We start from the raw sequence: 24,054 nt of genomic DNA on the forward strand, positions 1-24,054 counted from the left end.
ACTGGTCTGCATCATGAAAGCTCCGTTTTGGGAGGCCTATCGTGATCAGGATCTTTCACCATTATGTGTCCAGGATAGCCTTCATGCTGCTGTTCCTGGAGTTGTCGATACTGCTGGCGGCGGCGGTTGCCAGCGCGCCGCTGTGGCTGTCCGATCCAGGCCAGCTGTACATGGCGGCGCTGGCGTTTGCGGTGGTGATGGTGTTCAGCATGGGCACGCTGGGCATGTACCAGCACGACCAGTCGCGCGAGGACATCAAGAGCACCTTGCTGCGGATCACGCCGTCGTTCGTGCTCGGCTTCGGGCTGATGCATTTGCTGGCGGTGTTGTTGCCGCAGATGCAATTGGGGCGGCTGGGCAGCATGGTGTTCCTGCTTGGCGGCGGTGCGGTGCTGCTGGCGCGGCTGGTGGTGTTCACGTCGGCGCAATCGCGCATGCTGGAGCAGCGCCTGATCATCGTCGGCGACGGCGCCATCGCGCGCGAATGCCTGGAACTGGCGGCCAGCAGCATCGGCTTTCATCCGTTTCGCGTGGTGGGATTTGTGCCGGTGCAGGGCGAGATGCGCGCGGTGCCGCCGGCGATGCTGCTGCCGGGCGATCTGCCGTTGCTGACGCTGGCGCGCCGCTACGCCGCCGACGAAATCGTGGTGACGGTGGGCGACCGGCGCACCGGCGCCTATCCTGTGCGCCAGCTGCTGGAGTGCGCGCTGGGCGGCGTGCCGGTGACCGACGCCGCCACCTTTTTCGAGCGCGAGGCGTGCCAGATCCGCGTCGATTCGCTGCAACCCAGCTATCTGATTTTCGGCGGCGGCTTTGACCAGAGTCTGATGCGGGCCACGGTCAAGCGCATATTCGATCTGCTGGCCAGCGCCGCCATCGGCCTGCTGGCAATGCCTGTGATGCTGGCGACCGCGCTGGCGATCAAGATCGAGGATGGCGGGCCGGTCTTCTACAGGCAGGAGCGGGTGGGGCGCAACAACCGGCTGTTCCAGGTGCTGAAATTCCGCAGCATGCGTGAGGATGCGGAGCGCAACGGCCAGCCGCAGTGGGCGGAGCAGGACGATCCGCGCGTGACGATGGTGGGGCGCTGGATACGCAAGCTGCGCATCGACGAACTGCCGCAGATGCTGAATGTCTTCAAGGGCGAGATGAGTTTTGTCGGCCCGCGTCCGGAGCGCGCCTACTTTGTCGACCAGCTGTGCGAGCGCATCGCGTATTACAACGTGCGGCACGGGATCAAGCCTGGCATCACCGGTCTGGCGCAGGTGCGCTACCGCTACGGCGCCTCGGTGGAGGATGCGCTGCGTAAGCTGCAATACGATTTGTATTATGTGAAAAATAACAGCCTGTTTCTGGACCTGCTGATACTGGTGGATACGGTGCAGGTGGTCCTGTTCGGCAAAGGCGGGCGCTGATGCAGTGGGATGGTGCTCCGGCCGTTGCGGCGTTCAGCCACGGCATGGCGCTGCTGGCGTTTGTCGTGCTGGCTTGCCTGCTGTTGCGCCGCACCTGGCGCCAGCGGCCACACGCGCGCGCGATGGCCTGGACCGCTGCGGCGACCGCACTCTGGGCTGCCAGTTGCATGGCGGTGGTGGTTGCCGACGCCTGGCCGCCGCCGGATGGCGTGGTGATCGCGGCGCCGGTACTGGTGGAGGCTGCCGAAGCGTTGCGCACCGCCTGCTGGCTTGCGCTGCTGCTCGCGTTATCCGGCGCCGCACCGCGCCTGCTGGTCTGTGCGCCGCTATTGCCGGCTGCCGCGCTCACGGTGTCGATGCAGGCCGACGCTTCGCCCTTGCTGCGCGCCGGATTGCCGCTGGCGTCGTCGGTGCTGGGCATGCTGCTGGTGGAGCATCTGTACCGCAGCGCGCCGCTGAATAAGCGGTGGGGAATCAAGTTCGCCTGTCTCGGCATGGGCGCCTTGTTCGCCTTCGACTTTTATCTGTACAGCGACGCCATGCTGCTGCGGCGTGTGAATCCGGATATCTGGGCCGCGCGCGGCATGGTCAATGCGATGAGCGCGCCGCTGCTGGCGACAGCCATGGCGCGTGGCCCGGCGTGGACGCCAGGCTTGCAGCTGTCGCGCCAGATCATGTTTCACTCCGCCGCGCTGCTGGGCGCGGCCATGTATCTGCTGGCGATGGCGGCCAGCGCCTGGTATCTGCGCTATGTCGGCGGCGCCTGGGGTGCGCTGATGCAGCTGGCATGCCTGTGCGGCGCGGCGCTGTTGCTGACCGCCGTGCTGTTCTCCGGCGCGATGCGCGCGCGGCTCAAGCTTTTCATCAGCAAGCATTTTTATCAGGGCCGCTACGATTACCGCGAGGAGTGGCAACGCTTTACGCGTGCGCTGGCGGACGACGCGGGCGGCCTGCCGGAACGGGCGATCCAGGCCGTGGCCGCGCTGGTGGAAAGCCCGGCAGGCATGCTGTGGCTGCGCGGCGCCGACGGCGCCTATCAGCCTGCGACCCGCTGGAACCTGCCGCTGCCGGCGGCGACAGAGGGCGCCGATGGCCCGCTATGTCATCTGCTGTCCGCGCGCGGCTGGGTTATTGAACTGCCGGAATGGCGCGCGCAGCCAGCGCGCTACGACGGCCATGTTCCGCCCTTGTGGGCTGCGCAACTCTGGCTGATCGTGCCACTGATGCTGGACCGCAGCCTGTTCGGCTTCATCTGCCTGGCGCCGCCGCGCACCGCGTTGCAGCTGAACTGGGAAGTGCGCGATGTGCTCAAGATCGCCGGCAGCCAGGCCGCCAGCTACCTTGCACATCGCGCCTCCGCGGAGAGCCTCGCGGTGGCACGCCAGTTCGAATCCTTCAACCGCATGTCGACCTTCATCGTGCATGACCTGAAAAACCTGGTCTCGCAACTGTCGCTGCTGCTGGTGAACGCCGAAAAACACAAAGCCAATCCCGCCTTTCAGGACGACATGCTGGACACTCTCTCGCACTCGCTCGGGAAAATGAAGCACCTGCTGCTCAAACTGCGCCGCGACGACGCACCGGACGCCGCCGCGCCGCTGCAACTGGACGAGCTGCTGGCGCGCGCGGTGCAGGCCCACGTCGGCAGCGAGCCAAGGCCGTCACTGGAACTGCGCGCCGCCGGCCTGACGGTGCTGGCGAACGGCCAGCGCCTGGAACGCGTCATTGGTCACCTGATACAGAATGCCGTTGAGGCGACGCCGCGTTCCGGCCATGTCGCCGTGCGCATGCAGGAAAGCGGTGATTCCGCCGTGATTGAACTATCCGACACAGGCCACGGCATGAGCGAACAGTTCGTGCGCGAACACCTGTTTCAGCCATTCGTCTCAACCAAGACCGCCGGCATGGGCATCGGCGTGTTCGAAAGCCGGGAATATCTGCGCGAGCTGGGCGGACAGTTGCAGGTCACCAGCGCGCCATCCCAAGGCACCACGTTCCGCGTGACGCTGCCGCTACACAAGGAGTTCGACCATGGGAAAAAATAAGCTGCTGGTGGTGGAAGACGACGCCGGCCTGCAAAAGCAACTGCGCTGGAGCCTGGACGCCTACGATGTCGTGGCCGCCGACGACCGGGAAACCGCGCTGGCGCAACTGCGCCGCCACCAGCCGGCCGTGGTGACGATGGATCTCGGCCTGCCGCCCGATCCGGACGGCGCCAGCGAGGGACTGGCGCTGCTGTCGCACATTCTCGATGCGGCGCCGGACACCAAGGTGATTATCCTGTCCGGCAACCAGGAGCGCGCGTATGCGCTGAAAGCCATCGCCATGGGCGCCTACGATTTTCACCAGAAACCGCTGGATGCCGACACGCTGTCGCTGGTGATCGCGCGCGCCTTTTACCTGCACGCCATGCAGCAGGAAAACCGACGCATGCTGCAGATCCAGAGCGATTCTCCGCTGGCGGGCATCATCAGCCGCGATCCGGCCATGCTGAAAGTGTGCCGAAGCGTGGAGAAGGTCGCGCCATCATCGGCGAGCGTGATGCTGCTCGGCGACTCCGGCAGCGGCAAGGAGCTGCTTGCGCGCGGTTTGCACCAATTGAGCACGCGGCATGACAAGCGTTTCGTGGCGATCAATTGTGCGGCGATTCCTGAACAACTGCTGGAGAGCGAATTGTTCGGCTACGAAAAAGGTGCTTTTACCGGCGCGCAGCGGCAAACGCCCGGCAAGCTGGAACTGGCGCACGGCGGGACTTTCTTCCTCGACGAAATCGGCGATATGGCGCCGGCGTTGCAGGCCAAGCTGCTGCGCTTCCTGCAGGAGCGGGTGATCGAGCGTGTCGGTGGGCGCAGCGAAATCAGCGTCGATGTGCGCGTGGTCTGCGCCACCCATCGCAACCTGAAAACACTGGCGGCGCAAGGCGGCTTCCGCGAAGACCTCTACTATCGCCTGAGCGAGATCGTGCTGACCATTCCGCCGCTGCGCGAGCGCGCCGGCGATCGCGCGCTATTGGCGCATCACTTCCGCAACAAGTTCTGCGCCAGTGAATCGCGCTCGATGCTGGCGTTCAGCGCCGAAGCGCTGGCAGCGATCGAGGCCCACGCATGGCCAGGCAACGTCAGGGAAATGGAGAACTGCATACGCCGCGCGGTGATCATGGCCGACGGTCCGCAGCTTACGCCGGCCGATCTGGGACTGCCGGACGGGCAGGAGGAAACGCTGAATTTGCGCCAGGTGCGGGAGGCGGCGGAATATGGCGTGATGGTCAAGGCGCTGGCACGGGTGGATGGCAATATCGTCAAGGCGGCGGAGCTGCTGGGCGTAAGTCGGCCCACCTTGTACGACTTGATGAATCACCACGGCCTGAAATAGTCACTCGCGCCACTCGCCGGCGGCGGCCAGCTTGTTCTTCAGGCCTGGCAAGGGGAAGCCCATGGCATAGGCTTTTTGCGCGCTTGCGCGGGCCTTGTCGTAGTCCTTCTTCTTCACGTACAGCAGGCCGAGATTGTAGTGCGCTGTGGCGTTGGCCGGCTCCAGCCGCGCGGATTCCTCCAGCTTTTCCAGCGCGGCGTCGGTCTGGCCGATTGCCAGCAGATAGCTGCCGTATAGCGAATGCACGCGCGCATCCTGCGGGCGATAGCGCAAGGCGCGCTCGAAATAGCATTCGACCGTGTAGTGCGCGCCGGGCGGCTTGCGGTTCCTGTCGCGCAGCGCCAGACGCGACATCGCCGCCAGTGCGCGGTGGTGATTGGGAAAGTGTTCCAGCGTGTAGCCGATGTCCGCGCCGAGCGAGCCGCTGGCGCCGCGCACCAGCCGTTCGACATTCGGTGTGAAGTGGTAATTCTCCACCACGCTCAGACCCTTGCGGTCGTCGGCATTGACATAGTCGCCGCCGGGATCGTGCTTGATGTAGTCCGGGCAGTCGTCCGCGGCCGCGGCGCTCGCGCAGGCGAACAACAGGGCGATGGCGCGGCTTTTCATGGTTGCTCCTTGCAGTGGATGCGTTCCAGCAGCGCGGCCAGCTCGCGCGCCCTTGCGGCGCGTGAGTGGCGGGCGATCAGGGCCGGCGGTGCGATTGGCGCTTGCTGGTCGCGGCAGAGGCGCAGGAAGTGCGGCAGCGCGCCGGCGATATCGTCGGCGGAATCGAGGCGCGCCATGGTGTCGATGCCGGCGCGGCGCAGCAGGCCGGCGGAATCGCCGTCCGGATGGGTCAGGGCCAGCAGCGGGCGGCGGGCGCGCAGGTATTCATACAGTTTTGCCGGGATCTGGCCGTTGCAATTGGCGGCTTGCAGCAGCAGCAGGCCATCGGCGTTCAGCATTTCGCCGAGCGCTTCGCGGTAGGTCAGCGGCGGCGCGAGTTCGATGATGTGCGATAGCCCCTGGTGTCGTGCGATCAGATTCCGCAGATACTGATCGTGCCCGGTGGCGCGCAGCACCAGGCGGAAGTTGGCCGGAGTGATGGTTCCCGCCGCGAGCAGGCGCGCCAGCGCGGCGAACAACGCGGTAGGATCGCGCTCGGACGGATAGATGACGCCACTGTGCAGCAGCCGGAACGGCGCGTCCGCGCGCGGCGCCGGCGGGGCGATTTCGGCGCCGATGAAGCTCACCTCGTCGTAGCCGTTCTCGATCAGTGCGATGCGGCTGGTGTCGGCTTGCGGAAAGCGCTGGTTCAGGTCGCGCACCGCGCCGGGCGTGGTGCAAACGATGGCCGCGCCGCGCGTCACGGCCTGCCGTTCGATCCAGCCATGAATGCGGCGGCGGCGCGGATCGGGCGGATAGCCGGTGTCGATCATGGGGTCGCGCTGATCGGCGATCCAGGGAATGCCGGTCAGGCGATGCAGCGTGAGCGCGATCAGATGGGCGGTGGCGATCGGGTAGCTGGACCAGATGAATTGCGGTTCATGCGCACGTATCAGGCGCAGTCCCGCCGGCACGGCGCTCAGCCACCAGGAGATCCAGCGGTCCGGCTGCGCCAGCAGCGCGGGATAGCGGCCATGGATGGCCAACTGGCGCGCCGCGTCCAGCGCGAAGCTGCGATGCACCGGCACCTGCGGCGCCGCCTCGGCGAGGCCGCAGTCCGGATAGGCGTTGTGGCTGACCGACAGCACCGTCGGCTCCCAGCCCAGTTGCGGCAGGTATTCGGTGAACGACAGCGTGCGATGAATGCCGCTGCCGCCACGCAGCGGCGGATAGTGGTAGGCGATCATGAGCACGCGCTTTACCATGCTTGTATCCACCGGGTGCAGATCTCCGCCACCTCGTCGCGCCAGGCTTTGCGGGCGAAGGTATGGTTGGCGTGGGGGATGACGGCCTGGCGCACGCGTGGTGACGCCAGCAGGCCGCGCCAGTGCGCATGTTGTCGCGCCAGCGCCATGAATTCGCGCGCGCCGAGATCCGCACCGCTCAGGATGATGAGGACCTGGCCACGGAAACGTTGCAACGACTGGTAGAGCCGCTCCGGCAGCGGCTGCACCTGGGCCGACGGCTGGCGCGCGGCCAGCGCCACCTGGCCAAACGACGTCAATGCGCGCCGCCATCCAAATCGGCCATGTGCCAGCTTGCGCCAGAACTCGCGGTCGCGCATGCGTTGCAGATAGTAGTGCCGCAAGGTGGTGCGCGCCTCGCCTTGCGTGGTGCGCACCCAGGGATTGAGCATCACCAGTCCGGCGACGCGCGGATCGGCCGGCGCGTGGAAGGCGGCCGCGGTGGCGCCGTCGCACAGTCCCCACAGTACCAGTTCCTTCAACGACGGCATGGCGCTGAAGAATTCGCAGATGGCCGCTTCCAGGTCGTCCTGTATCGATTCGAAATCGCGCATCTCGCCTTCGCTGTCGCCCATGCCGCGATAGTCGAAGCGCATCACCGGCACGCTATGCTCGGCCAGATGCCGCGCCAGCAGCACAAACTGGCGATGGCTGCCGATGCGGTATTGCGGTCCGCCGGTGACGATCAGCACACCGCGCGTCAACGGCTCGTCCGGCACATGCAGGATGCCGAACAGCCAGCAGTCGTGGCAGGTGAAATGGAGGACGCGTTGGCTGGGCATTATGTCGCCCCTCCCGGCGCGGCGGCCGTGGTGGCGGCCAGCAGTTCGGGCACGATGCCGATTTCGTTGCTGGCCCAGAAGGCCTGGCCGTGGACCGGAATGGCCTGGACCCGTGCGCCGGACTGGCGCCAACGATCGATCACCAGCGCGGAGGCAGGCTGCAGGGCCGCGCGGACATTGCCGGCGGCGGCCGCGTATTCAGCGGCGGCGTCCTGTGGCGGCGAGCTCAGTTCCAGCCACTGCACGGGACAGCGCGGCGCCAGCGCCTGCACGTCCAGCTGGCCGATGGTGTCCGCCAGCGCAGGCGACATCGCATAGCCGGCGATCTCGTTATCCTGCTCGACCGCGGGCGCGCCGGAAAACAGGCGCGCCGCGCTTTGCAGGCGCGCGAACTGGTTCAGATAGGCGCGGCCGCTCAAGGCAGGCTGCCACAGTATCAGGCCGTCCGGCTGCGCGCGCGTGGCAAAGTCCAGCGCCAGCAAGGCGCCCAGACGCAGGCCCCAGAGATAGCCAGGACCGGTGTGCCGCTTCCTCATCCATTGCCACGCGCGCGCCAGGTCGTTCAGCCAGATATCCCAGCGCGCCTGCGCAAACTCTCCGCTGCTATCGCCACAGCCGAACAAGTCGATCTGCAGCACGCCGAAGCCGGCTTGCGCATAGGCGCGCGCCTGCAAGGCCACCATGCGCCGGCTCTTGTTCAACTCCTCGGCAAACGGGTGGACGTGAAGGATGGCGCCGCGCGGCGGCATCCCGGCTTCCGGCTCGTGATACAGGCAGAAGCGCTCGCCCTCGTCGGCGTTGAGGAAGAACGGCAGAGCGGCGAACGGCGGCATATGCATGATCAGGCCAGTTTGGATTCGACGAAGCCCGCCAGCGAGCCGACCGTGGCGAAGTGGCGGGCGCTGATTTCGTCGTCCCGCACCTCGATGCCGAATTGCTGTTCCAGCGCCAGGATCAGATTCGCCACCGCCATCGAATCCAGTTCCGGCAGGCTGCCGAGCAGTTGCGTGTCCTCGGTCAGCGGCATACGGCCCAGGCCCAGCGTGGTTCTCAGGATCTGGCAGACTTGCGAAAAGTGGGGCATGGCGGTTCCTTGGCGGCGATGTCGGCCAGCGTGCTGGTGTCGAACATCAGTTGGGGAAAGCACGCAGGATTGCGCGACAGGTGAATGTAGGGATGCAGGCTGGCGAACATCCACTGCCAGCCGCCGCAGCGCAGGAACACGGCATGACCCAGGCGCACGACGCCGATCTGCGCGTGCGCGCGCAGCGAGGCGGCGTTGAAGGCGGAGATGCGGCTGCACGTCCAGCGCACGCCGTGCCGGCGCAACTGCACGCGGGCCGACTCCCACAGGCGGCGGAACACCCAGCCCAGGCGTTCTTCCGGATGCACCCAGACGTCGAAATCCCAGCTGGCGCGCGATGACGCCAGGCGGTAGCGGGCGCGCACCTCGTCTTCCTGGTAGGCGTCGAGTATCAGCCACACAAATCCCGCCAGCCGGCCGTTGCGCCACGCCGTCAGCGTTTGCGCGCCTTGCGCGTAGCGGCCGTGCACGACGTGGGCGGGACGCGGATAGCCCGGCGGCAGCGGATCGCGGACGGTGGGCGCGTGGAGTTGAATGTCGGCGCCGCGCATCGGCGTGAGCGGCGTATCGCCGACGTACTGCGCCACGAACAGGTAGCGGAACAGGGCCCAGCGTCCGCCGCTGGCCGATTGCAGCACGCGCGCCAGCAGATACAGGGCGGTATTCAGCCAGCCCAGTTGTGCAAGGGTGTGACGCAGGCGTGTGCTCATGGCGGTGCATCCGATGGAGAGCGGGGTTCTGATTAGACTATGGCCGCGCCGCGCGCGGTTTGCGCCAGAACAAGCGCGCGCGGCGTTTGATGCGCATCAAGAACGGCAGAGCTGTTTGTCCGGATCATGGAGAACCCTCCATCGCGAAGGCTGACCGTCATGCCGCAGCTCATCCACGAATTCATTTTCCAGTCGGCGCGGCAGATGCCGGAACGCCAGGCCCTGTCGTACCAGGGCGTGGGCCTGAACTATGGCGCGCTGGCGCAGATGGTCACGGTGGCGGCGCACGCCTGGCTGCATCACGGCCTGGGGCGCGGCGAGCGTCTGGCTGTCTACCTGGAAAAGCGCGAGGAAAATGTCGTGGCGATGTTTGGCGCGGCGGCGGCCGGCGCGGTGTTCGTGCCGGTGAATCCGGTGCTGAAGGCAGAGCAGGTGGCGTACATTCTCGCGGATTGCAATGTGCGCATTCTGGTAACCTCGCGCGAGCGCTTCAGTCAGCTCTGCGACGTGTTGGGCGCTTGTCCCGATTTGCAGACGGTGATCGTGATCGGTTCGATGGAAGGATTGCAGCCGCCGCCGGGCGTGCGGCTGCATTCTTGGCGCGAAAGCATGTTGTCGGCGCAGGCCCGGCCGCCGCATCCCTGCATCGATTGCGACATGGCGGCGATTCTGTACACGTCGGGCAGCACCGGCAAGCCCAAGGGCGTGATCCTGTCGCACCGCAACCTGGTCGCCGGCGCGCTCAGTGTGTCCAGCTACCTGAACAATACGGCGGAGGACCGCATCCTGTGCGTGCTGCCGTTGAGTTTTGACTATGGCCTGAGCCAGCTGACCACCGCCTTTGCCGTCGGCGCCTGCGCGGTGCTGCTCAATCATCTGTTGCTGCGCGACGTGATCGATGCCATCGACCGCGACCGCATCACCGGTCTGGCGGGCGTGCCGCCGTTGTGGATACAGTTGTCGGAGTTGAGCTGGCATCACGCGCGGCGCATGCGCTACATCACCAATTCCGGCGGCGTCATGCCGCAGCACACCATCAAGGCGCTGCGCAAGGCGCTGCCGCATGTGCAGATGTATCTGATGTACGGCCTGACCGAAGCGTTCCGGTCGACCTATCTGGCGCCGGAGCAACTGGATCTGCGGCCCGATTCCATCGGCAAGGCCATCCCCAACGCGGAAATCCTGGTGCTGCGCGGCGATGGCTCGCCATGCGGCCCGAATGAGCCGGGCGAACTGGTGCATCGCGGCGCGCTGGTGTCGATGGGTTACTGGAACGATGCGGCGCGCACCGCCGAGCGTTTCCGCCCGGTGCCGGACCGCAGCGGCGGCCGGCCGATACCGGAGCTGGCGGTGTGGTCGGGCGACACGGTGTGGGCGGACGAGGAGGGTTATCTGTACTTCATCGGGCGCGGCGACGACATGATCAAGACTTCCGGCTACCGCGTCAGCCCGGCGGAGGTGGAGGAGGTGGTGTATGCCACCGGGCTGGTCTCCGAAGCCGCCGCCTTCGGCGTCGCCCATCCGATGCTGGGGCAGGTGATCGCCCTGGTCGCCGTTGGCGACGAACTGAACAGCCCTGCGCTGCTGGCGGCCTGCAAGCGTTCGCTGCCAGCTTACATGGTGCCGGCGCGCATCGATGTCCGTGGCCAGCCGCTGCCGCGCAATCCCAACGGCAAGATCGACCGGCGATTGCTGGCGCAGGAACTGGAGGCGCGGTCATGACGCCATCTCACGCCGAGTTGCGGCAGTTTCCGGTGCTGGATGATTGCCTGCAGCTAGGCGGCATCACGCTGACCAGGCTGGCGGAGCGCGTCGGCCGCACGCCGTTTTATGCCTATGAACGGCAGCATATCCAGTCCAGGATTGCGCTGCTGCGCGAGCTATTGCCGCCAGGGCTGCATCTGCACTACGCCATCAAGGCCAATCCGATGCCGGCGCTGGTGCAGATGATGGCGCCGATGGTGGATGGCTTTGACGTGGCCTCCGGAGGCGAGCTGAAAACGGCGCTCGATACCGGCATGCCGCCTGCGCGGATCAGTTTCGCCGGGCCGGGCAAGAGCAATGCGGAGTTGCGCAGCGCGGTGGCGGCCGGCGTGGTGCTGCACCTCGAATCGGAAGACGAAATGGAGCGCGCGGCACGCGTCGGCGAGCTGCTGGGCATTGCGCCGCGCGTCGCGGTGCGCGTGAACCCGGAATTCGAACTGAAATACGCCGGCATGAAGATGGCCGGCGGCGCGCGCCAATTCGGCGTTGATGCCGAGCGGGTGCCGGCCATGTTGCGCAAGCTGGGCCGGCTGGAGCTGGACTTTTTCGGCTTCCACCTGTTTTGCGGTGCGCAGAATCTGTCCGCCAAGGCGATTGGCGAAGCGCAGCGGCTATGCGTGGAGCTCGGACTGCGGCTGGCGCACCATGCACCGGCGCCGCTGCGGCTGCTGAACATCGGCGGCGGCTTCGGCGTGCCGTACTTTCCCGGCGAGCGGGCGCTGGACCTGCGCGCGGTGGCCGACGGACTGCGCGCGACCATGCAAACGCTGTGCGCCGCTGCGCCGGAAACACAGCTGGTGCTGGAGCTTGGACGCTATCTGGTGGCCGAAGGCGGCATCTACGTTTGCCGCGTGCTGGAACGCAAGTTGTCGCATGGGCAGGTTTTTGTGATCACGGACGGCGGGCTGCATCACCACCTGGCGGCCTCTGGCAATTTCGGCCAGGTGATCCGCAAGAATTACCCGGTGGCGATCGGCAACCGCATGCAGGCGGGGCCGCGCGAAGTGGCCACCGTGGTCGGTCCGTTGTGCACGCCGCTCGATCTGCTGGCAGACAGCATGGAACTCGCGCGCGCGGAACCGGGCGATTATGTGGTGGTGTTCCAGTCCGGCGCATATGGTTTGACCGCCAGTCCGACCGCGTTTCTTGGCCATCCGCCGCCGCTGGAGGTGCTGGTATGAGCGGACTGTGCGGCTATCTGAACCTGGGGCGCGACGCGCGGTGCGGGCCGCTGCCGCTGGCGGCCAGTACCGCAAGCCTGGCACGTTTCGATGCCGTCCCGGTCAGGATATTGACGGACGAGCCGTGCGGGCTGGGCATCGCGGCATGCGCGGACAGTGTCAGCGTGCATCAGGAACCGGGGCTGCTGGCGGCGGTGTGGGGCCGCGCCAGCCTGGATGCCGGCAAGGCGCAGCTGGCCCAACGGCTGGTCACGCTGTGGCGCACGCGCGGCCCGCAGGCTTGCGCGGAACTGGCCGGCCCGTTTGCCGCCTGCATCATGGACGGCAACACGGGGCATGTGCTGCTGGCGGTTGGCCGCAGCGGCGAGCACACCATGCATTACCAGGGCGGACCGCAGGGATTGCTGTTTGCAACCTCGGTTGCCGCCATGCCCGCCGGTGAGCTGGATGCCCAGTCGCTGTTCAATTACCTGTACTTTCACATGATTCCGGCGCCGCGCAGCGTGTATCGCAACCAGCAGCGGTTGCAGCCGGGAGAGTATCTTCTGTATCGCCAGGGCCGCATGGAGCGCGGCGCTTACTGGCGCATGCGCTTTCGGGAAAAACAGGCGGCGCCGTTTGTCGTGATGAAACGGCAGTTTCTTGGTGTGTTGCAGGATTCGGTACGGCAGGCGACCGAGGGCGCGGACAGGATCGGCGCCTTCCTCAGCGGCGGCACCGACAGTTCCACGCTGGCCGGGCTGCTGGAAAAGCCGGCACGCACGTATTCCATCGGCTTCGATGTCGATGGCTACGATGAAATGGCCTACGCCCGCATCGCCGCCAAACACTTCCAGACCGATCACCACGAATACTACCTGACCGCCGGCGACGTGGCGGACGCGATTCCGCGCATTGCGGCAGCCAGTCCGCAGCCGTTCGGCAATTCCTCGATCGTGCCGGCGTATTTCTGCGCGCAAATGGCGCGGGCCGACGGCGTAACGCGGCTGATCGGCGGCGACGGCGGCGACGAGCTGTTCGGCGGCAACGAGCGGTATGCGCGTCAGGCGGTGTTTGCCCGCTATGAGCAATTGCCGTCGGCGCTGCGCCAATTGCTGCTGGAGCCGCTACTGTTCGGCCTGCTGGGCCGCTGGCAGGCGCCACTGCCGCGCAAGGCGCGCAGCTACATCGATCAGGCGCTGGTGCCGATGCCGGCGCGGCTGGAAACCTACAATCTGCTGCAACGCTATGGGCCTGGCGAAGTGCTGCACGCCGATTTTCTGGCCGCCGTGGATGCGGGCGCACCGCTGGATCAGCTGAACGCCTGCTACTGGGAATCGCACGGACTCAGCCAGATCAATCGCATGCAGGCGCTGGACCTGCGCTATACGCTGGCCGACAACGATCTGCGCAAGGTCAGCCTGGCATGCGAGCTGGCTGGCGTGGAAGCGGCGTTTCCCTTCCTTGACGACCAGATGCTGGCGTTCTCGGCGCGCTTGCCGCCCCGGGATAAGCTGAATGGCGTCAGGCTGCGCTACTTTTTCAAGCATGCGCTGCGCGAGCATTTGCCGCGTGACATCCTGCGCAAGAAAAAACACGGCTTCGGCATGCCGTTCGGGCAGTGGCTGTTGAGCGATGCGCGTCTGCGCGAGCTGGCCTTCGACAGCCTGCATGACCTGAAGCCGCGCCGCATCGTCCGTACCGATTTTATTGATCGCCTGACGCGCACGCTGGTGCACGAACATCCGGCCTACCACGGCACGATGGTCTGGGTGTTGATGATGCTGGAACAATGGTTGCAACAGCACGCTACACCGCGATGCGCCGCTGTGCCAGCAGACGCAGAAAAAACCGCAGCCGATCCGGCTCCCAGGGCGTGAAGCGCGGCAGTTGCAGCATGTCGCTGCCGTCGTAGGCGACGCCGGCGACGGTGCTGCATGCCGCTTCAAAGCCCAGCTCCAGCACCATTTGCACATGCCGCTGGTTGTAATCCACGCCCGGCTTGCCGTTGGGATAGGCAAACAGCGTGACCGGCGCTTGCGTGATGTTTTCCAGTGCGGCTTTGCCGAGGCGGATGTCGGCCAGCGCCTCCGCATCCGGCAGATTGGCGAGAATCGGATGGCGGTGCGTGTGCGCGCCGATGTCCATGCCGGCGGCGTGCAGCGCCTGTACCTGGTCGGCGCGCATCATCAAGGCATGGCTGCGCGGCGGCGCCAGGGCGCTTGCCGCGCGCTCGCGCTCGTCGAAGGGAAGGTATTTGAGCCGTTGCAGCAACTGATCGAGTTCGTGCGGCCGCAGCCCGACCTGGCGCGCGTGCTCGATGACATCGTCATTCCACATCTGCCCGCCGTTGAGATAGCCGCTGGCGATGAAAAATGTCGCTTTCAAGCCGTGCCGCTGCAAAATCGGCAGCGCGTATTCGGCGTTGTCGGCATAGCCGTCGTCGAAGGTGATGCAGGCCGCGCGCGGCGGCAGGGCCTGCCGTTGCAGCAAACGCACGGCAAGACCCAGCGGCAGGACGTTGAAGGCGCGCTTGAGCATCGCCATCTGTCCGTCGAAACGCCGGATATCGGGCAGACTGGGCAGCAGGGGATCGCGCCGGGCCAGCACCCGGTGATAGATCAGGATGGACAGGCGTTGGGAAGTCATCGGATCACCTCCGCTTTTCTGGCCGCCAGATGTTGCTCCGTCAACGCGCGCAGGGCGACAATGGCGGCCATCAGATAATAGGGCACGTCGAAATACAGCAGGCTCAGGAAGGCGCCGCCGACGGCGAAGCCGATCAGGCTGGCCTGGATCATCCTGGCGAGGTCGCCGGCCCATTGCAACTCCGTCTCATCGCGGCTGTGGCGCACGACCCAGGCGGCGGAGCGCCAGGTCAATGCTCCCAGCAGCAGATACAGGGCCAGGCCGATAAAGCCGTGTTCGCCGAGCGCCTGGAAGTAGATGCTGTGCGCCGCGTGCACGGCGGCAGGATTCGGCGCGTACAGATAGAACACGGACGGCTCGGCAATCTCGAAGCCGCCGCCGAAAAAACGGTCCTTGGCCAGGTTGTAGGCCATGTGCCAGGCGTTGATGCGGCCCATGGCGGAGGTGTCCGCCTGATAATCGCCGATGCTGTCCATGCGCTCGGCCCAGCGCGCCGGCATGAACAACAGCGCGGGCGGCACGCACATCAGGATCAGCATTCCGCCCAGCAGTTTCTTTTGGCTTTTCAGCCACATCAGCGCGATCATGGCGGCGATGGCCAGCAGGGCGCCGCGCGAATAGGTTCCCAGCGCGGCCATGCCGGATAGCAGCATAGCGGCCGTCAGGCCGTGCTTGATCCAGCGCTTGTCCGTACTGAGCTGCAAATAGCGCATCAGCGGTATGACGATGATCAGGGCCAGCGCGATTTCGTTGTTGCCGCCGATGAAGGTGCCGATCGGTCCCCAGACACGGAAGTTGCCGCCCTCGCGCACCGTGAAGATGCCGCCCTTGACGCCGTAGTAGCCCAGCGAAAACGCCAGCACCCAGATCATCCGGTGCACATCCTGGCGGCTGCGGATGACCACCATGGTGACCAGACTCATCAGCATGATCTTCATCACCTTGGCCAACTGCACCTGGGATGCCGCCGGGAAGATGGCGAACAAGGTCGTCACGTTCATCCACAGCAGCATGGCCAGCAGGGCGAAGGTGATGCCGCTGGCCGGCAGCGTCTTCGGCGCGCGCGAGGTGGACAGGCTGAACAGGGTGATGACGGCGATGATCTGGGCGAACGGGAACGTGGTGGCGAAGCCCCAGCTTTGCGTGTGCGGATTCATCACGCTGATCCAGATCCACATCAGCACGCCGTTGACGGGATTCCTGATTATCCAGGGCAGGCTGGCAAACACAATGAGGGTGACGAGTATGTCGCGCATGGCAGTTATTGATGTGGCTCAACGATGCGATTGAGGCGGTCGGTACACTGGCTTTTTGCTCTAGCAATCATAGGACAGGGGAGATCGGGCCTTGTTGACCGTACTCATGGCAACCCGCGATGGCGCCGCGACTTTGCCGCAAGTGCTCGACGCCTACTGTCGCCTGGCCGCGCCGCCGGATGGCTGGCGCCTGCTCATCGTCGACAACGGCAGCAAGGACGACACGGCGGCGCTGCTGGCCAGTTACGCCGATCGCCTGCCGATGCGTCGCCTGCATGAAGCGGTCGCCGGCAAGAACCGCGCGCTGAACCGTGCGCTGGACGATGTGCTGGCGCAGCCGGATGCCGACGATGCGCTCTGCATCTTCACCGACGACGATGCAACGCCGGATGCCGACTGGTTGCTGCAATGGCAGGCGTGCGCCAGCGCGCATCCGGATCACAGCGTGTTTGGCGGCGCCATCTTGCCGGACTGGGCCGCGCCGCCGCCGGCGTGGCTGCTGCCGCTGATTCCCACGGGATTGACGTATGGCCTGACATCGCCCGACCTGGCGGACGGGCCCGTGTTTCCCGGCCTGGTGTGGGGCGCCAACATGGCGGTGCGGCGCGCGGTGTTCGCAGCCGGGCATCGCTTCGACGTGGGCGTCGGGCCGAACGGCGCCGAGTACGCCATGGGCAGCGAGACGGAGTTCACGCGCAGGCTGGCGATGACCGGCCACCGCGCCTGGTTCTGCGGCGCGGCGCGGGTGGCGCATCATATTCGCCCGCACCAGGCGGGAATCGATTACATCCTGCGGAAGGCGTGGCGTTTTGGGCGGGGAAAGTACCGGCAAGAGCCGCCGGGCCGGTTTGTGGAACTACTGGACGTGCCGCGCTGGATGTGGTTGCGCTATCTGCTGGAAGTGGCGGCGTTGGGAAGGGCGATGCTGGCTGGCGACGCCGGCCGAAAGTTCAGCCATCGCTGGGAACTGGCGTATTTGCGCGGCTATTTTCATGAGGCCTGGCATGGCGCGCCGCGCCGCCAGAAAACGGTGCTGGTCAGCAGCTATTCCGGCGAGCTTGGCGGCATGGAACTGCGCATGGCGCAGGAAGTGCGCTATCTGCAAGCGGCGGGCTATGCCGGCATGCTGGCGGTGCCGCAGTTCGACGGCGTCACCGGCTGGAGGCAGCGGCTGGCCAGGGAGCAGATTACGGTGGCGGAATTCAGTCCGCCGGCATTCTTCGAGGGTACATGGCGTTGGCGCAATCTGCGGCGCTGGCGCGCGCAGTGGTTTGCCGCCGGGCGGTTGCTGGCGTTCAAGGCCAGTCTGGTGCACGTGGCGTTCTGCTGGACCACTTACGGTGCGTCCCTGCTGTGGCTGGCGCAGCGTTGCCGGTTGCCGACGGTGATCAGTGTGCACAACGCATTCCCGGCCATCCGCTTCACGTCCTGGCACGCGCGGCTGTTACGGCAGGCTTTCAGCAATGTGCGCGGTATTTATGCAGTGTCGGACTCGGCGCTGGCGCATTTTCTGGAAATTTACCGGCCGTTTATCCCCCCGTCCGCGCGGTTGGCGGTGATTCCGAATCCCGTGGATATCGCGTTGTTCCGCCCCTCGCCGGCGGTGCAGTTGCAAGCGCGCAAGCGGCTGCAGGTGCCGCAACAGGCATTGTTGATGGGCGTGGTGGCGCGGCTGTCCGAGCAGAAGCGGCCGGATATGGCGGTCGACATGCTGGCGGTGCTGCGTGGGCGGTTCCCTGATCTGTATCTGGTCCTGGCCGGCGGCGGACCGCTGGAAGGGGCGTTGCGCGCGCAAGTCGCCCGGCTCGGCCTGTTGCCGTGGGTGATTTTTACCGGCTTCGTTGAACATGTGCAGGAGCTGATGCCGGCGCTGGATATGCATTTGCTGATGAGCCGCAACGAAGGGTTTGGCATCGCCACCATCGAGGCGATGGCATGCGGCGTACCGGCTGTGGCCACCGATGTTCCCGGCAGCGCCGATATCCTGCGTGGCAGCCGGGGCGGCATGCTGATCCCGGCCAATGATCTGGCCGCGGCGGCTGCGGCGGTCGGCGATCTGCTGGCCGATCCGGCGCGGCGGACGGCAATGGGCCGTCATGGGCGGGCGGAAGCGGTGGCGCGCTACAGCAGCGTCGTGGTGGGCAAGCAGGTGCGGGCGTTCTACGACGGTTTGCTATGAAACCGCATCGGTCCTTTCTGTTCTCGTTTTCCGAGAAATACACGCTGCTGGTGCTGAACACCATCGGCGCCATGGTGCTGGCGCGCTTGCTGACGCCGGCCGACGTCGGCGTCTACGCGGTCGGCGCGGTGATGATCGGGATGGTGCAGGCGTTGCGCGATTTCGGCGTCGGCGCCTATGTCATCCACGCCAGGGAACTGGACCGGCAGCAGTTGCGGGCGGCGCTGGGCGTCAGCATCCTGGTTGCGTGGACGCTGGCGCTGCTGGTGCTGGCGATCAGCGTGCCGGCGGCGTGGTTTTATCAGGATGGCCGGCTGCGGACGGTGTTGCAGTTGCTGGCGATTAACTTTGCGCTGATCCCGTTCAGCGCCGTGGCCTTGCCGTATCTGCGCCGGCAAATGCGGTTTTCGGCCATTTTTGCCATCAATACCAGCCAATGCGCGGCGCAGATGTTGTGTTCGATTGTGCTGGCCAAGCTGGGGTGGGGCTACCTGAGCCTGGCGTGGGGTGCGGTGGCCGGCGCGGTGGGGACGTTGCTGGCGACGATGTGGTGGCGCCCATCCGGACTGCCGTGGCTGCCTGGACGGCAGGGCATCCGCAAGATTCTGTCGTTCGGCAGCGTCTCGACGGCCGGAACCCTGATTGACGAGGCCGGCGTGGCGGCGCCCGATCTGATTATCGGCAAGATGACCGGGCTGGCGGAAGTCGGTATTTACAGCAAGGCCATGGGCGTCATCAACGTCTTCAACCAGTTGGTGACTGCGGCGGTGTCGCCGGTGATCTTTCCCCTGTTTTCCCTGCAGGCGCGCGAAGGACATGATCTGCGCCAGGCCTATCTAACGACGGTGAGCTACATGACGGCGCTGGCCTGGCCGTTCTTCGGTTTTGTCGCGCTGATGGCGCCGGCGCTGGTGCGGGTGCTGTATGGCGATCAGTGGGATGCCGCCGTGCCGTTGATACGCATCATCTGCATCGCTTCGGCGCTGTATAGCATGTTCAGCATGGCGCGCTATCTGTTCGTGGCGATGGGCGAGGTCCAGGCGCAGGCGCGGCTGGATGTGATGGCGGTGCCGGTGCGCGTGATCGCGGTGCTGGCGGCGGCGCCGTTCGGACTGGAATGGGTGGGCTGGGCGGTGCTGCTGGGCGCTGTCTTCCGCAGCGGCCTGACGTTCTTCTACCTGCGTCGCCTGGTCGGCATGCGTTGGAGGCAGTTGCTGGCGGCATCGCGGCGCAGTGGTGCGGTTGCCGGGCTATGTCTGTGCGGCGTGGCGGCGGTGCGAATCTGGCAGCCGGCCGCGCAGGCGTTGCCGCAACTGGCCGTGGCAGCGGTGGTTTGCGCGCTGCTTTGGTTTGCGGCCATCCATTACGTCCGTCACGCGTTGGCGAACGAATGCACGCTGGCCGCCCGCAAGGCACTGGCGTTGCTGCAACGATAAGGAGTTCCCATGCGCGTTGGCGTCCTGTCCTATCCCATGCTGTTCCAGCGCGACGGCGGCTTGCAGGTGCAGGTGCGGTCGACCATCGAAGCCTTGCGCCAACTGGCGGCGCCCGGCCTGGAGATTGAGCTGGTCGATCCCAATCATCAGCGCCTGGATCATTATGATGTGATCCACGTTTTTTCCGCCATTAACGGCAACTACCGCGTGCTGGAGGTGGCGACCGAAATGGGCGTGCCGGTGCTGTTGTCGGCGGTGCTGTCGCCGGGATGGAGCCGCCAGGCGACGTGGCGAGCCGACATCGCCGACCGCCTGACCGGACGTCTCACAAAGTGGCAGGTGCAGACCAGCTATGCGCAGATCAAGCGGGCGCTGCAACTGGCGCAGATGGTCGTGGCGCTCGGCGCGGCCGAGAAGCAGGCGCTGATCGAGGGCTTCAAGCTGGAACCGGCACGCATCCAGGTGCTGCCCAATGGCATAGGCGAACAGTTCTTTCATGCGGACAGCGCCATCTTTCGCCGCCAGACCGGTCTGGAGGGGCCGTTTGTGCTGATGGTCGGGGCGATTTCGCCGTACAAGAATCAGCATGGGCTGGTGCGCGCGCTGGCGCAACTGGATTTGCCGGTGGTGCTGATCGGCCGCGCGCAGCATCAGCATCAAGCGTATTTGCAGCAGCTGCTGGATTCGCCCAAGGTACGCTGGCTAGGTCAGCTGGAGCATCACGATGCGTTGCTGGCCAGTGCCTATGCGGCAGCCTCGGTGCTGGCCTTGCCCAGCCAGGGCGAGGTGTTTCCGCTGGCGGTGCTGGAAGCCCTCGCGGCCGGCACGCCCGTGGTCATGACCGATGAAAGCGCACTTAGTCTGCCCCACAGCGGCTTCGCGCTGAAGCAACTGCGCTGGGATGATACGCAGGCGCTGTGTCGCGCAATCCAGGCGTTTGTGGCCGCACCGCCGCCGCGCGCGGACGTCAGCGCGCTGGTGCAAGCCTTTACCTGGCAACGCGTGGCGCAGAAGATCGTCAACTGCTATCACATGCTGCACGAGCGCGGCACGCGGGGGAAGCCTGATGCTGTTTAATTCCTTCAGCTTCCTGTTCCTGTATCTGCCGGTGGTCTTGGCGGGATACTTCCTGCTGTTGCGCTGGCGGCCGGCGTGGATCGCAGGCTGGCTGGCCCTGGCTTCGCTGTTTTTCTATGGATACTGGGACGCGCGGTATCTGCCGTTGCTCATAGGTTCCATCGTCTTCAATTACTGGTGCGCGCAGCATCGGCGGCTGCTGGGATTTGGCGTGGTGGCAAACCTGGCCTTGCTGGCGTACTACAAATACGCGAACTTCTTCCTGCCGGGGCAGGGCTGGGACATCATTCTGCCCGTGGGGATTTCGTTTTTCACTTTTACGCAGATTGCCTATCTGGTGGACTGCCATCGCGGTGGCACGGGCGAATACCGGTTGGTGCATTACACGCTGTTCGTCAGCTATTTTCCGCATTTGATCGCCGGGCCGGTCCTGCATCACAAGGAGATGATGCCGCAGTTCGACCGGCCGGCGCGGTTCGATATGGCGAATATTGCGATCGGCCTGTCGATATTCGTCGTGGGGCTGGCCAAGAAGGTGTTGCTGGCCGACCCGATATCGGTGCTGGTGGCGCCGGTGTTTGCGCCGCATGCCCAGCCGCAGCTGGTGGAGGCCTGGATCGGCACGCTGGCGTACACGTTCCAGCTGTATTTCGATTTTTCGGGATACTCGGACATGGCGATTGGCTTGTCGCGGCTGTTTGGCGTGCGCTTGCCGCTGAATTTCAATTCGCCATACAAGGCGGTCAACATCAGCGAGTTCTGGCGGCGCTGGCATATGACGTTGTCGCGCTTTTTGCGGGATTATCTGTACGTGCCGTTGGGCGGAAACCGGCATGGAAGCGTGAGCCGCTATCGTAATCTGATGGCGACCATGCTCCTGGGCGGACTGTGGCATGGCGCCGGCTGGACCTTCGTGGCGTGGGGCGCGCTGCACGGCGTGTACCTGGTCATCCATCATGGCTGGCAGGCGCTGTCGGGTTGGTCAACGCCGCGCTGGTGGGGGCGCTGGCTGACGCTGCTGGCGGTGATGGTGGCGTGGGTGCTGTTTCGCGCGCCGGACATGGCGACGGCCGGCGATGTGCTGCGGGGACTGGCCGGCCTCAACGGGGTTTCGTTGCCGCGCGGGATGGCGCCGCTGGGTGCGCTGGGCTGGCATCCGGCATTTGACGGCATCCGCTGGATAGACGTGAGCGGGCCGGCGCTTCCCGCGCTGCTGCTGGCGATGGCGCTGGCCTTGTATGCGCCGAATACGCAGGAGTGGTTCGACGGCTCCATGCGGTGGACGCCTGCCTTGTGGCGCAGTGCGCTGATGGCGACGGTGTTCCTGGGCTGCCTGTTCAATATGAACCGGGTGAGCGAATTTCTCTATTTTCAGTTCTGACCATGTACACACAAGCTGAATGGCGCCGCTACGTCACCGTGTTCTGCGGCATTGGCCTGCTGGTGACCGGCGCGGTGGCCACGCTGAATTACCGGGTCGATCCGTATCTGACTCACCAGTGGGATACGCCGCACCTCCAGCGCCTGCTGCCGGGGCGGGAAAAACTTAGCCCCTGGGGCAAGACCTACGCGCTGGCGCGGTTCCAGCCGCAGGTGCTGTATGTCGGCAATTCGCGCACCGAGCTGGGCCTGCCGGTACGGACCGCGCTGTTCGGCGAGCGGCGCGTGTTCAATGCGGCCCTGTCTGGCGCGTCGCTGGGCGATGCGGCGGCGATGGTGCGGCATGCCGCAGCGGTCAGCAGGGTGGAGACCGTGGTGTGGGGCATCGATGCGCCATCGTTTTCCATGGAAATTGGCAATACGGACTTCGACCGTGCGCTGGTGGCGGCCGATCGCCATTATTTTCTGCGGCGCGGCTTGATTAACCTGAAGCGGGCCATCAGCATCGATATGACGCTGGATTCGATTCGCGTGCTGCGCGGCACGTTTGGCCAGATCTGCCAGTCCAGCCTTGCCTTGTATGGGCAACGTGACGGGCGTTGCGTGCGGGACCGTATCGATAGTCTGGGCGGCGCCAGCGCCGCCATCTTGCCGCGCGTGCGGGATTTCGAGCGTGGCGCCGGGCCGACGGCGGATGCGATGCAGGAGCTGAACGTGAGTGTCGCCAGTCTTTGCCTGCAGGGCACGCGGTTGCGGCTTTATGTCAATCCCACGCATGCGATGACCAGCGATGCGCTGTACTGGGCCGGCAAATGGCCGGCAATGGAGGCCTGGCAGGCGCAGCTGGCCGAATTGGCGGACCGCCATCGCCGGCATGGCTGCGATGTGCGCGTGTTCGACTTTTCCGGCTTCAACAGCGTGACGAGCGAGGCGCCGCCGCAGGTCAGCGGCCTACGGGAAATGCGGAATTATTGGGAGACCTCGCACTACCGCGAGCGTGTCGGCGCCATGGTGCTGGCACGCATGTTCGGGCAGGCCGGCGGCGATTTCGGCGTTGAACTGACTCCGGCGACCATGGCGCAGCATCAGGCGGCGCAGCGGCTGGCACGGGATCGTTACCATACCGGGCATCCAGTGGAAACCGCACTGATCAGGAAGCGTTGAGCAGCACCGCACAGCCTTTCTCGCACACGCGCGATGACAGTTGTAGCGCTGGAAATTCCTGCTGCCAGCGTTGCACGATGGCCAGTTCGTCGCTGCGTGCCGCGTCGTCGAGGAAGATCCGGGCTTCCGGCGCCAGGCGCGGGAACAGCAGCGGCCCTGCGGGATAGCGCGCCTGGGCGCGGGTTGCCTGTGGTGGGCCGTCGATCACCAGCAGGTCGATGGACAGCTCGGCCGGCAGCGCGGCAATCGTGTACCACGGCCAGCTTTCACCCGACAAGGTGTGCGGCCGCAAGGGCGCGTCGAGCACCTGCGCCCAATCCTGCAGGCCGTGGAGCCTTAGCTGTAGCCGCGTTTTCTCGGCGTAGTGCGGATCATGTTCCAGGCTGATGACGCTGCCCGCGCCGTTCAACTGCATGCACCGCGCCAGCACCAGCGTGGAGACGCCGCTGCTGCATTCGACCACGCATGCCGGCCGCGCGCTGCGGGCGTGTCGCGCCACTTCCAGCAGAAAATCCGGCGACGCGGCCCAGTCGCGCGTGGGCGGCAGGCTGGATTTGAGGTCGAGTTCGGCATACAGGCCTTGCAGCGCTTCGAGCTGACGGAACAGGCTGGCGTTGTCCGATCGTGCCTGATCGCGCATGTCGAACAGCAGCAGGTGGGCATTGCGCAGTTTGTACAGGCTATACAGCAACAGCAGGAACGTCAAGGAATTGAGGAGCAAGGGCATGGCGATA

Annotated in this window: 20 protein-coding genes; 11 read left to right on the plus strand and 9 right to left on the minus strand. The window is 65.6% G+C overall.

Going from position 1 to position 24,054, the window contains the following annotated elements:
- Positions 1-83 precede the first annotated feature (83 nt).
- The 3 genes from GJ695_RS01085 to prsR are packed head-to-tail and all read left to right on the plus strand — an operon-like array spanning position 84 to position 4,787.
- Complete coding sequence (locus GJ695_RS01085; RefSeq protein WP_154361761.1) at positions 84-1,415, plus strand: TIGR03013 family XrtA/PEP-CTERM system glycosyltransferase; 1,332 nt, start codon at positions 84-86, stop codon at positions 1,413-1,415.
- Positions 1,415-3,460: an XrtA/PEP-CTERM system histidine kinase PrsK gene (gene prsK, locus GJ695_RS01090; protein WP_154361762.1), complete on the plus strand. Its 2,046-nt coding sequence runs from the start codon at positions 1,415-1,417 to the stop codon at positions 3,458-3,460. Before GJ695_RS01085 ends, prsK begins: the two co-directional genes overlap by 1 nt.
- Positions 3,447-4,787: a PEP-CTERM-box response regulator transcription factor gene (prsR, locus tag GJ695_RS01095; RefSeq protein ID WP_154361763.1), complete on the plus strand. Its 1,341-nt coding sequence runs from the start codon at positions 3,447-3,449 to the stop codon at positions 4,785-4,787. The genes prsK and prsR overlap by 14 nt, the downstream gene beginning before the upstream one ends.
- On the opposite strand, the gene GJ695_RS01100 is transcribed toward prsR, so the two are convergent.
- From GJ695_RS01100 to GJ695_RS01125, 6 genes are read right to left on the minus strand one after another with little or no spacing between them, the layout of a single operon-like run.
- Entirely contained in the window at positions 4,788-5,396 is a 609-nt protein-coding gene (locus GJ695_RS01100) for a tetratricopeptide repeat protein (protein WP_154361764.1), read from the minus strand. It lies immediately after the preceding gene.
- Positions 5,393-6,640, minus strand: a complete 1,248-nt coding sequence (locus tag GJ695_RS01105) for a glycosyltransferase (protein ID WP_154361765.1) — start codon at positions 6,638-6,640, stop codon at positions 5,393-5,395. The genes GJ695_RS01100 and GJ695_RS01105 overlap by 4 nt, the downstream gene beginning before the upstream one ends.
- Positions 6,634-7,461, minus strand: coding sequence for a hydrolase 1, exosortase A system-associated (locus GJ695_RS01110; protein WP_154361766.1), 828 nt, complete (start codon positions 7,459-7,461; stop codon positions 6,634-6,636). The genes GJ695_RS01105 and GJ695_RS01110 overlap by 7 nt, the downstream gene beginning before the upstream one ends.
- Positions 7,461-8,300 carry a hydrolase 2, exosortase A system-associated gene (locus tag GJ695_RS01115; protein WP_229260268.1) on the minus strand — a complete coding sequence of 280 codons (840 nt, stop codon included), beginning with the start codon at positions 8,298-8,300 and terminating at the stop codon, positions 7,461-7,463. Before GJ695_RS01115 ends, GJ695_RS01110 begins: the two co-directional genes overlap by 1 nt.
- A gap of 2 nt (positions 8,301-8,302) precedes the next feature.
- Positions 8,303-8,545, minus strand: coding sequence for an acyl carrier protein (locus GJ695_RS01120; RefSeq protein WP_154361767.1), 243 nt, complete (start codon positions 8,543-8,545; stop codon positions 8,303-8,305).
- Positions 8,512-9,255, minus strand: coding sequence for a GNAT family N-acetyltransferase (locus GJ695_RS01125; protein WP_154361768.1), 744 nt, complete (start codon positions 9,253-9,255; stop codon positions 8,512-8,514). Before GJ695_RS01125 ends, GJ695_RS01120 begins: the two co-directional genes overlap by 34 nt.
- 159 nt (positions 9,256-9,414) lie before the next feature.
- On the opposite strand from GJ695_RS01125, the gene GJ695_RS01130 reads away from it, so the two are divergent.
- From GJ695_RS01130 to GJ695_RS01140, 3 genes are read left to right on the plus strand one after another with little or no spacing between them, the layout of a single operon-like run.
- Entirely contained in the window at positions 9,415-10,977 is a 1,563-nt protein-coding gene (locus GJ695_RS01130) for an acyl-CoA ligase (AMP-forming), exosortase A system-associated (protein ID WP_154361769.1), read from the plus strand.
- Entirely contained in the window at positions 10,974-12,200 is a 1,227-nt protein-coding gene (locus tag GJ695_RS01135) for a pyridoxal-dependent decarboxylase, exosortase A system-associated (protein ID WP_154361770.1), read from the plus strand. The genes GJ695_RS01130 and GJ695_RS01135 overlap by 4 nt, the downstream gene beginning before the upstream one ends.
- On the plus strand, positions 12,197-14,059 hold the full coding sequence (locus GJ695_RS01140) for an asparagine synthetase B family protein (RefSeq protein ID WP_154361771.1): 1,863 nt from the start codon (positions 12,197-12,199) through the stop codon (positions 14,057-14,059). Before GJ695_RS01135 ends, GJ695_RS01140 begins: the two co-directional genes overlap by 4 nt.
- On the opposite strand, the gene GJ695_RS01145 is transcribed toward GJ695_RS01140, so the two are convergent.
- Positions 13,989-14,828, minus strand: a complete 840-nt coding sequence (locus tag GJ695_RS01145) for a polysaccharide deacetylase family protein (protein ID WP_154361772.1) — start codon at positions 14,826-14,828, stop codon at positions 13,989-13,991. The two genes, GJ695_RS01140 and GJ695_RS01145, sit on opposite strands and share 71 nt — an antisense overlap.
- A complete protein-coding gene (locus GJ695_RS01150) occupies positions 14,825-16,084 on the minus strand; it encodes a putative O-glycosylation ligase, exosortase A system-associated (RefSeq protein WP_154361773.1) in 1,260 nt (419 codons plus the stop codon). The genes GJ695_RS01145 and GJ695_RS01150 overlap by 4 nt, the downstream gene beginning before the upstream one ends.
- A 106-nt stretch (positions 16,085-16,190) precedes the next feature.
- Between GJ695_RS01150 and GJ695_RS01155 the strand changes: the two genes are divergently transcribed.
- Genes GJ695_RS01155 through GJ695_RS01175 form a run of 5 tightly spaced genes read left to right on the plus strand, consistent with a single transcriptional unit; the run spans position 16,191 to position 23,320 of the window.
- Positions 16,191-18,263, plus strand: a complete 2,073-nt coding sequence (locus tag GJ695_RS01155) for a glycosyltransferase (protein ID WP_154361774.1) — start codon at positions 16,191-16,193, stop codon at positions 18,261-18,263.
- On the plus strand, positions 18,260-19,699 hold the full coding sequence (locus tag GJ695_RS01160) for a lipopolysaccharide biosynthesis protein (RefSeq protein WP_154361775.1): 1,440 nt from the start codon (positions 18,260-18,262) through the stop codon (positions 19,697-19,699). The genes GJ695_RS01155 and GJ695_RS01160 overlap by 4 nt, the downstream gene beginning before the upstream one ends.
- Positions 19,700-19,708: 9 nt before the next feature.
- Entirely contained in the window at positions 19,709-20,776 is a 1,068-nt protein-coding gene (locus tag GJ695_RS01165) for a glycosyltransferase family 4 protein (protein ID WP_166454982.1), read from the plus strand.
- Positions 20,766-22,157 (plus strand): MBOAT family O-acyltransferase, encoded by a 1,392-nt coding sequence (locus tag GJ695_RS01170; protein ID WP_154361776.1) that lies wholly within the window; start codon positions 20,766-20,768, stop codon positions 22,155-22,157. The genes GJ695_RS01165 and GJ695_RS01170 overlap by 11 nt, the downstream gene beginning before the upstream one ends.
- 2 nt (positions 22,158-22,159) lie before the next feature.
- Complete coding sequence (locus GJ695_RS01175) at positions 22,160-23,320, plus strand: hypothetical protein (protein WP_154361777.1); 1,161 nt, start codon at positions 22,160-22,162, stop codon at positions 23,318-23,320.
- Here GJ695_RS01175 and GJ695_RS01180 read toward each other — a convergent pair.
- Positions 23,307-24,047 carry a class I SAM-dependent methyltransferase gene (locus GJ695_RS01180; RefSeq protein ID WP_154361778.1) on the minus strand — a complete coding sequence of 247 codons (741 nt, stop codon included), beginning with the start codon at positions 24,045-24,047 and terminating at the stop codon, positions 23,307-23,309. The genes GJ695_RS01175 and GJ695_RS01180 overlap by 14 nt on opposite strands.
- Positions 24,048-24,054 lie beyond the last annotated feature (7 nt).

It is taken from the genome of Duganella alba, assembly GCF_009674495.1.
Classification (GTDB): domain Bacteria; phylum Pseudomonadota; class Gammaproteobacteria; order Burkholderiales; family Burkholderiaceae_D; genus Rugamonas; species Rugamonas alba.

Coding starts and splice junctions, on each gene's coding strand:
- GJ695_RS01145 (WP_154361772.1), bottom strand. CDS start 14,828: ATGACTTCCCAACGCCTGTCCATCCTGATCTATCACCGGGTGCTGGCC.
- GJ695_RS01100 (WP_154361764.1), bottom strand. CDS start 5,396: ATGAAAAGCCGCGCCATCGCCCTGTTGTTCGCCTGCGCGAGCGCCGCG.
- GJ695_RS01085 (WP_154361761.1), top strand. CDS start 84: ATGCTGCTGTTCCTGGAGTTGTCGATACTGCTGGCGGCGGCGGTTGCC.
- GJ695_RS01105 (WP_154361765.1), bottom strand. CDS start 6,640: ATGGTAAAGCGCGTGCTCATGATCGCCTACCACTATCCGCCGCTGCGT.
- prsK (WP_154361762.1), top strand. CDS start 1,415: ATGCAGTGGGATGGTGCTCCGGCCGTTGCGGCGTTCAGCCACGGCATG.
- GJ695_RS01120 (WP_154361767.1), bottom strand. CDS start 8,545: ATGCCCCACTTTTCGCAAGTCTGCCAGATCCTGAGAACCACGCTGGGC.
- prsR (WP_154361763.1), top strand. CDS start 3,447: ATGGGAAAAAATAAGCTGCTGGTGGTGGAAGACGACGCCGGCCTGCAA.
- GJ695_RS01125 (WP_154361768.1), bottom strand. CDS start 9,255: ATGAGCACACGCCTGCGTCACACCCTTGCACAACTGGGCTGGCTGAAT.
- GJ695_RS01155 (WP_154361774.1), top strand. CDS start 16,191: ATGGCAACCCGCGATGGCGCCGCGACTTTGCCGCAAGTGCTCGACGCC.
- GJ695_RS01135 (WP_154361770.1), top strand. CDS start 10,974: ATGACGCCATCTCACGCCGAGTTGCGGCAGTTTCCGGTGCTGGATGAT.
- GJ695_RS01140 (WP_154361771.1), top strand. CDS start 12,197: ATGAGCGGACTGTGCGGCTATCTGAACCTGGGGCGCGACGCGCGGTGC.
- GJ695_RS01170 (WP_154361776.1), top strand. CDS start 20,766: ATGCTGTTTAATTCCTTCAGCTTCCTGTTCCTGTATCTGCCGGTGGTC.
- GJ695_RS01130 (WP_154361769.1), top strand. CDS start 9,415: ATGCCGCAGCTCATCCACGAATTCATTTTCCAGTCGGCGCGGCAGATG.
- GJ695_RS01150 (WP_154361773.1), bottom strand. CDS start 16,084: ATGCGCGACATACTCGTCACCCTCATTGTGTTTGCCAGCCTGCCCTGG.
- GJ695_RS01115 (WP_229260268.1), bottom strand. CDS start 8,300: ATGCATATGCCGCCGTTCGCCGCTCTGCCGTTCTTCCTCAACGCCGAC.
- GJ695_RS01110 (WP_154361766.1), bottom strand. CDS start 7,461: ATGCCCAGCCAACGCGTCCTCCATTTCACCTGCCACGACTGCTGGCTG.
- GJ695_RS01180 (WP_154361778.1), bottom strand. CDS start 24,047: ATGCCCTTGCTCCTCAATTCCTTGACGTTCCTGCTGTTGCTGTATAGC.
- GJ695_RS01160 (WP_154361775.1), top strand. CDS start 18,260: ATGAAACCGCATCGGTCCTTTCTGTTCTCGTTTTCCGAGAAATACACG.
- GJ695_RS01165 (WP_166454982.1), top strand. CDS start 19,709: ATGCGCGTTGGCGTCCTGTCCTATCCCATGCTGTTCCAGCGCGACGGC.
- GJ695_RS01175 (WP_154361777.1), top strand. CDS start 22,160: ATGTACACACAAGCTGAATGGCGCCGCTACGTCACCGTGTTCTGCGGC.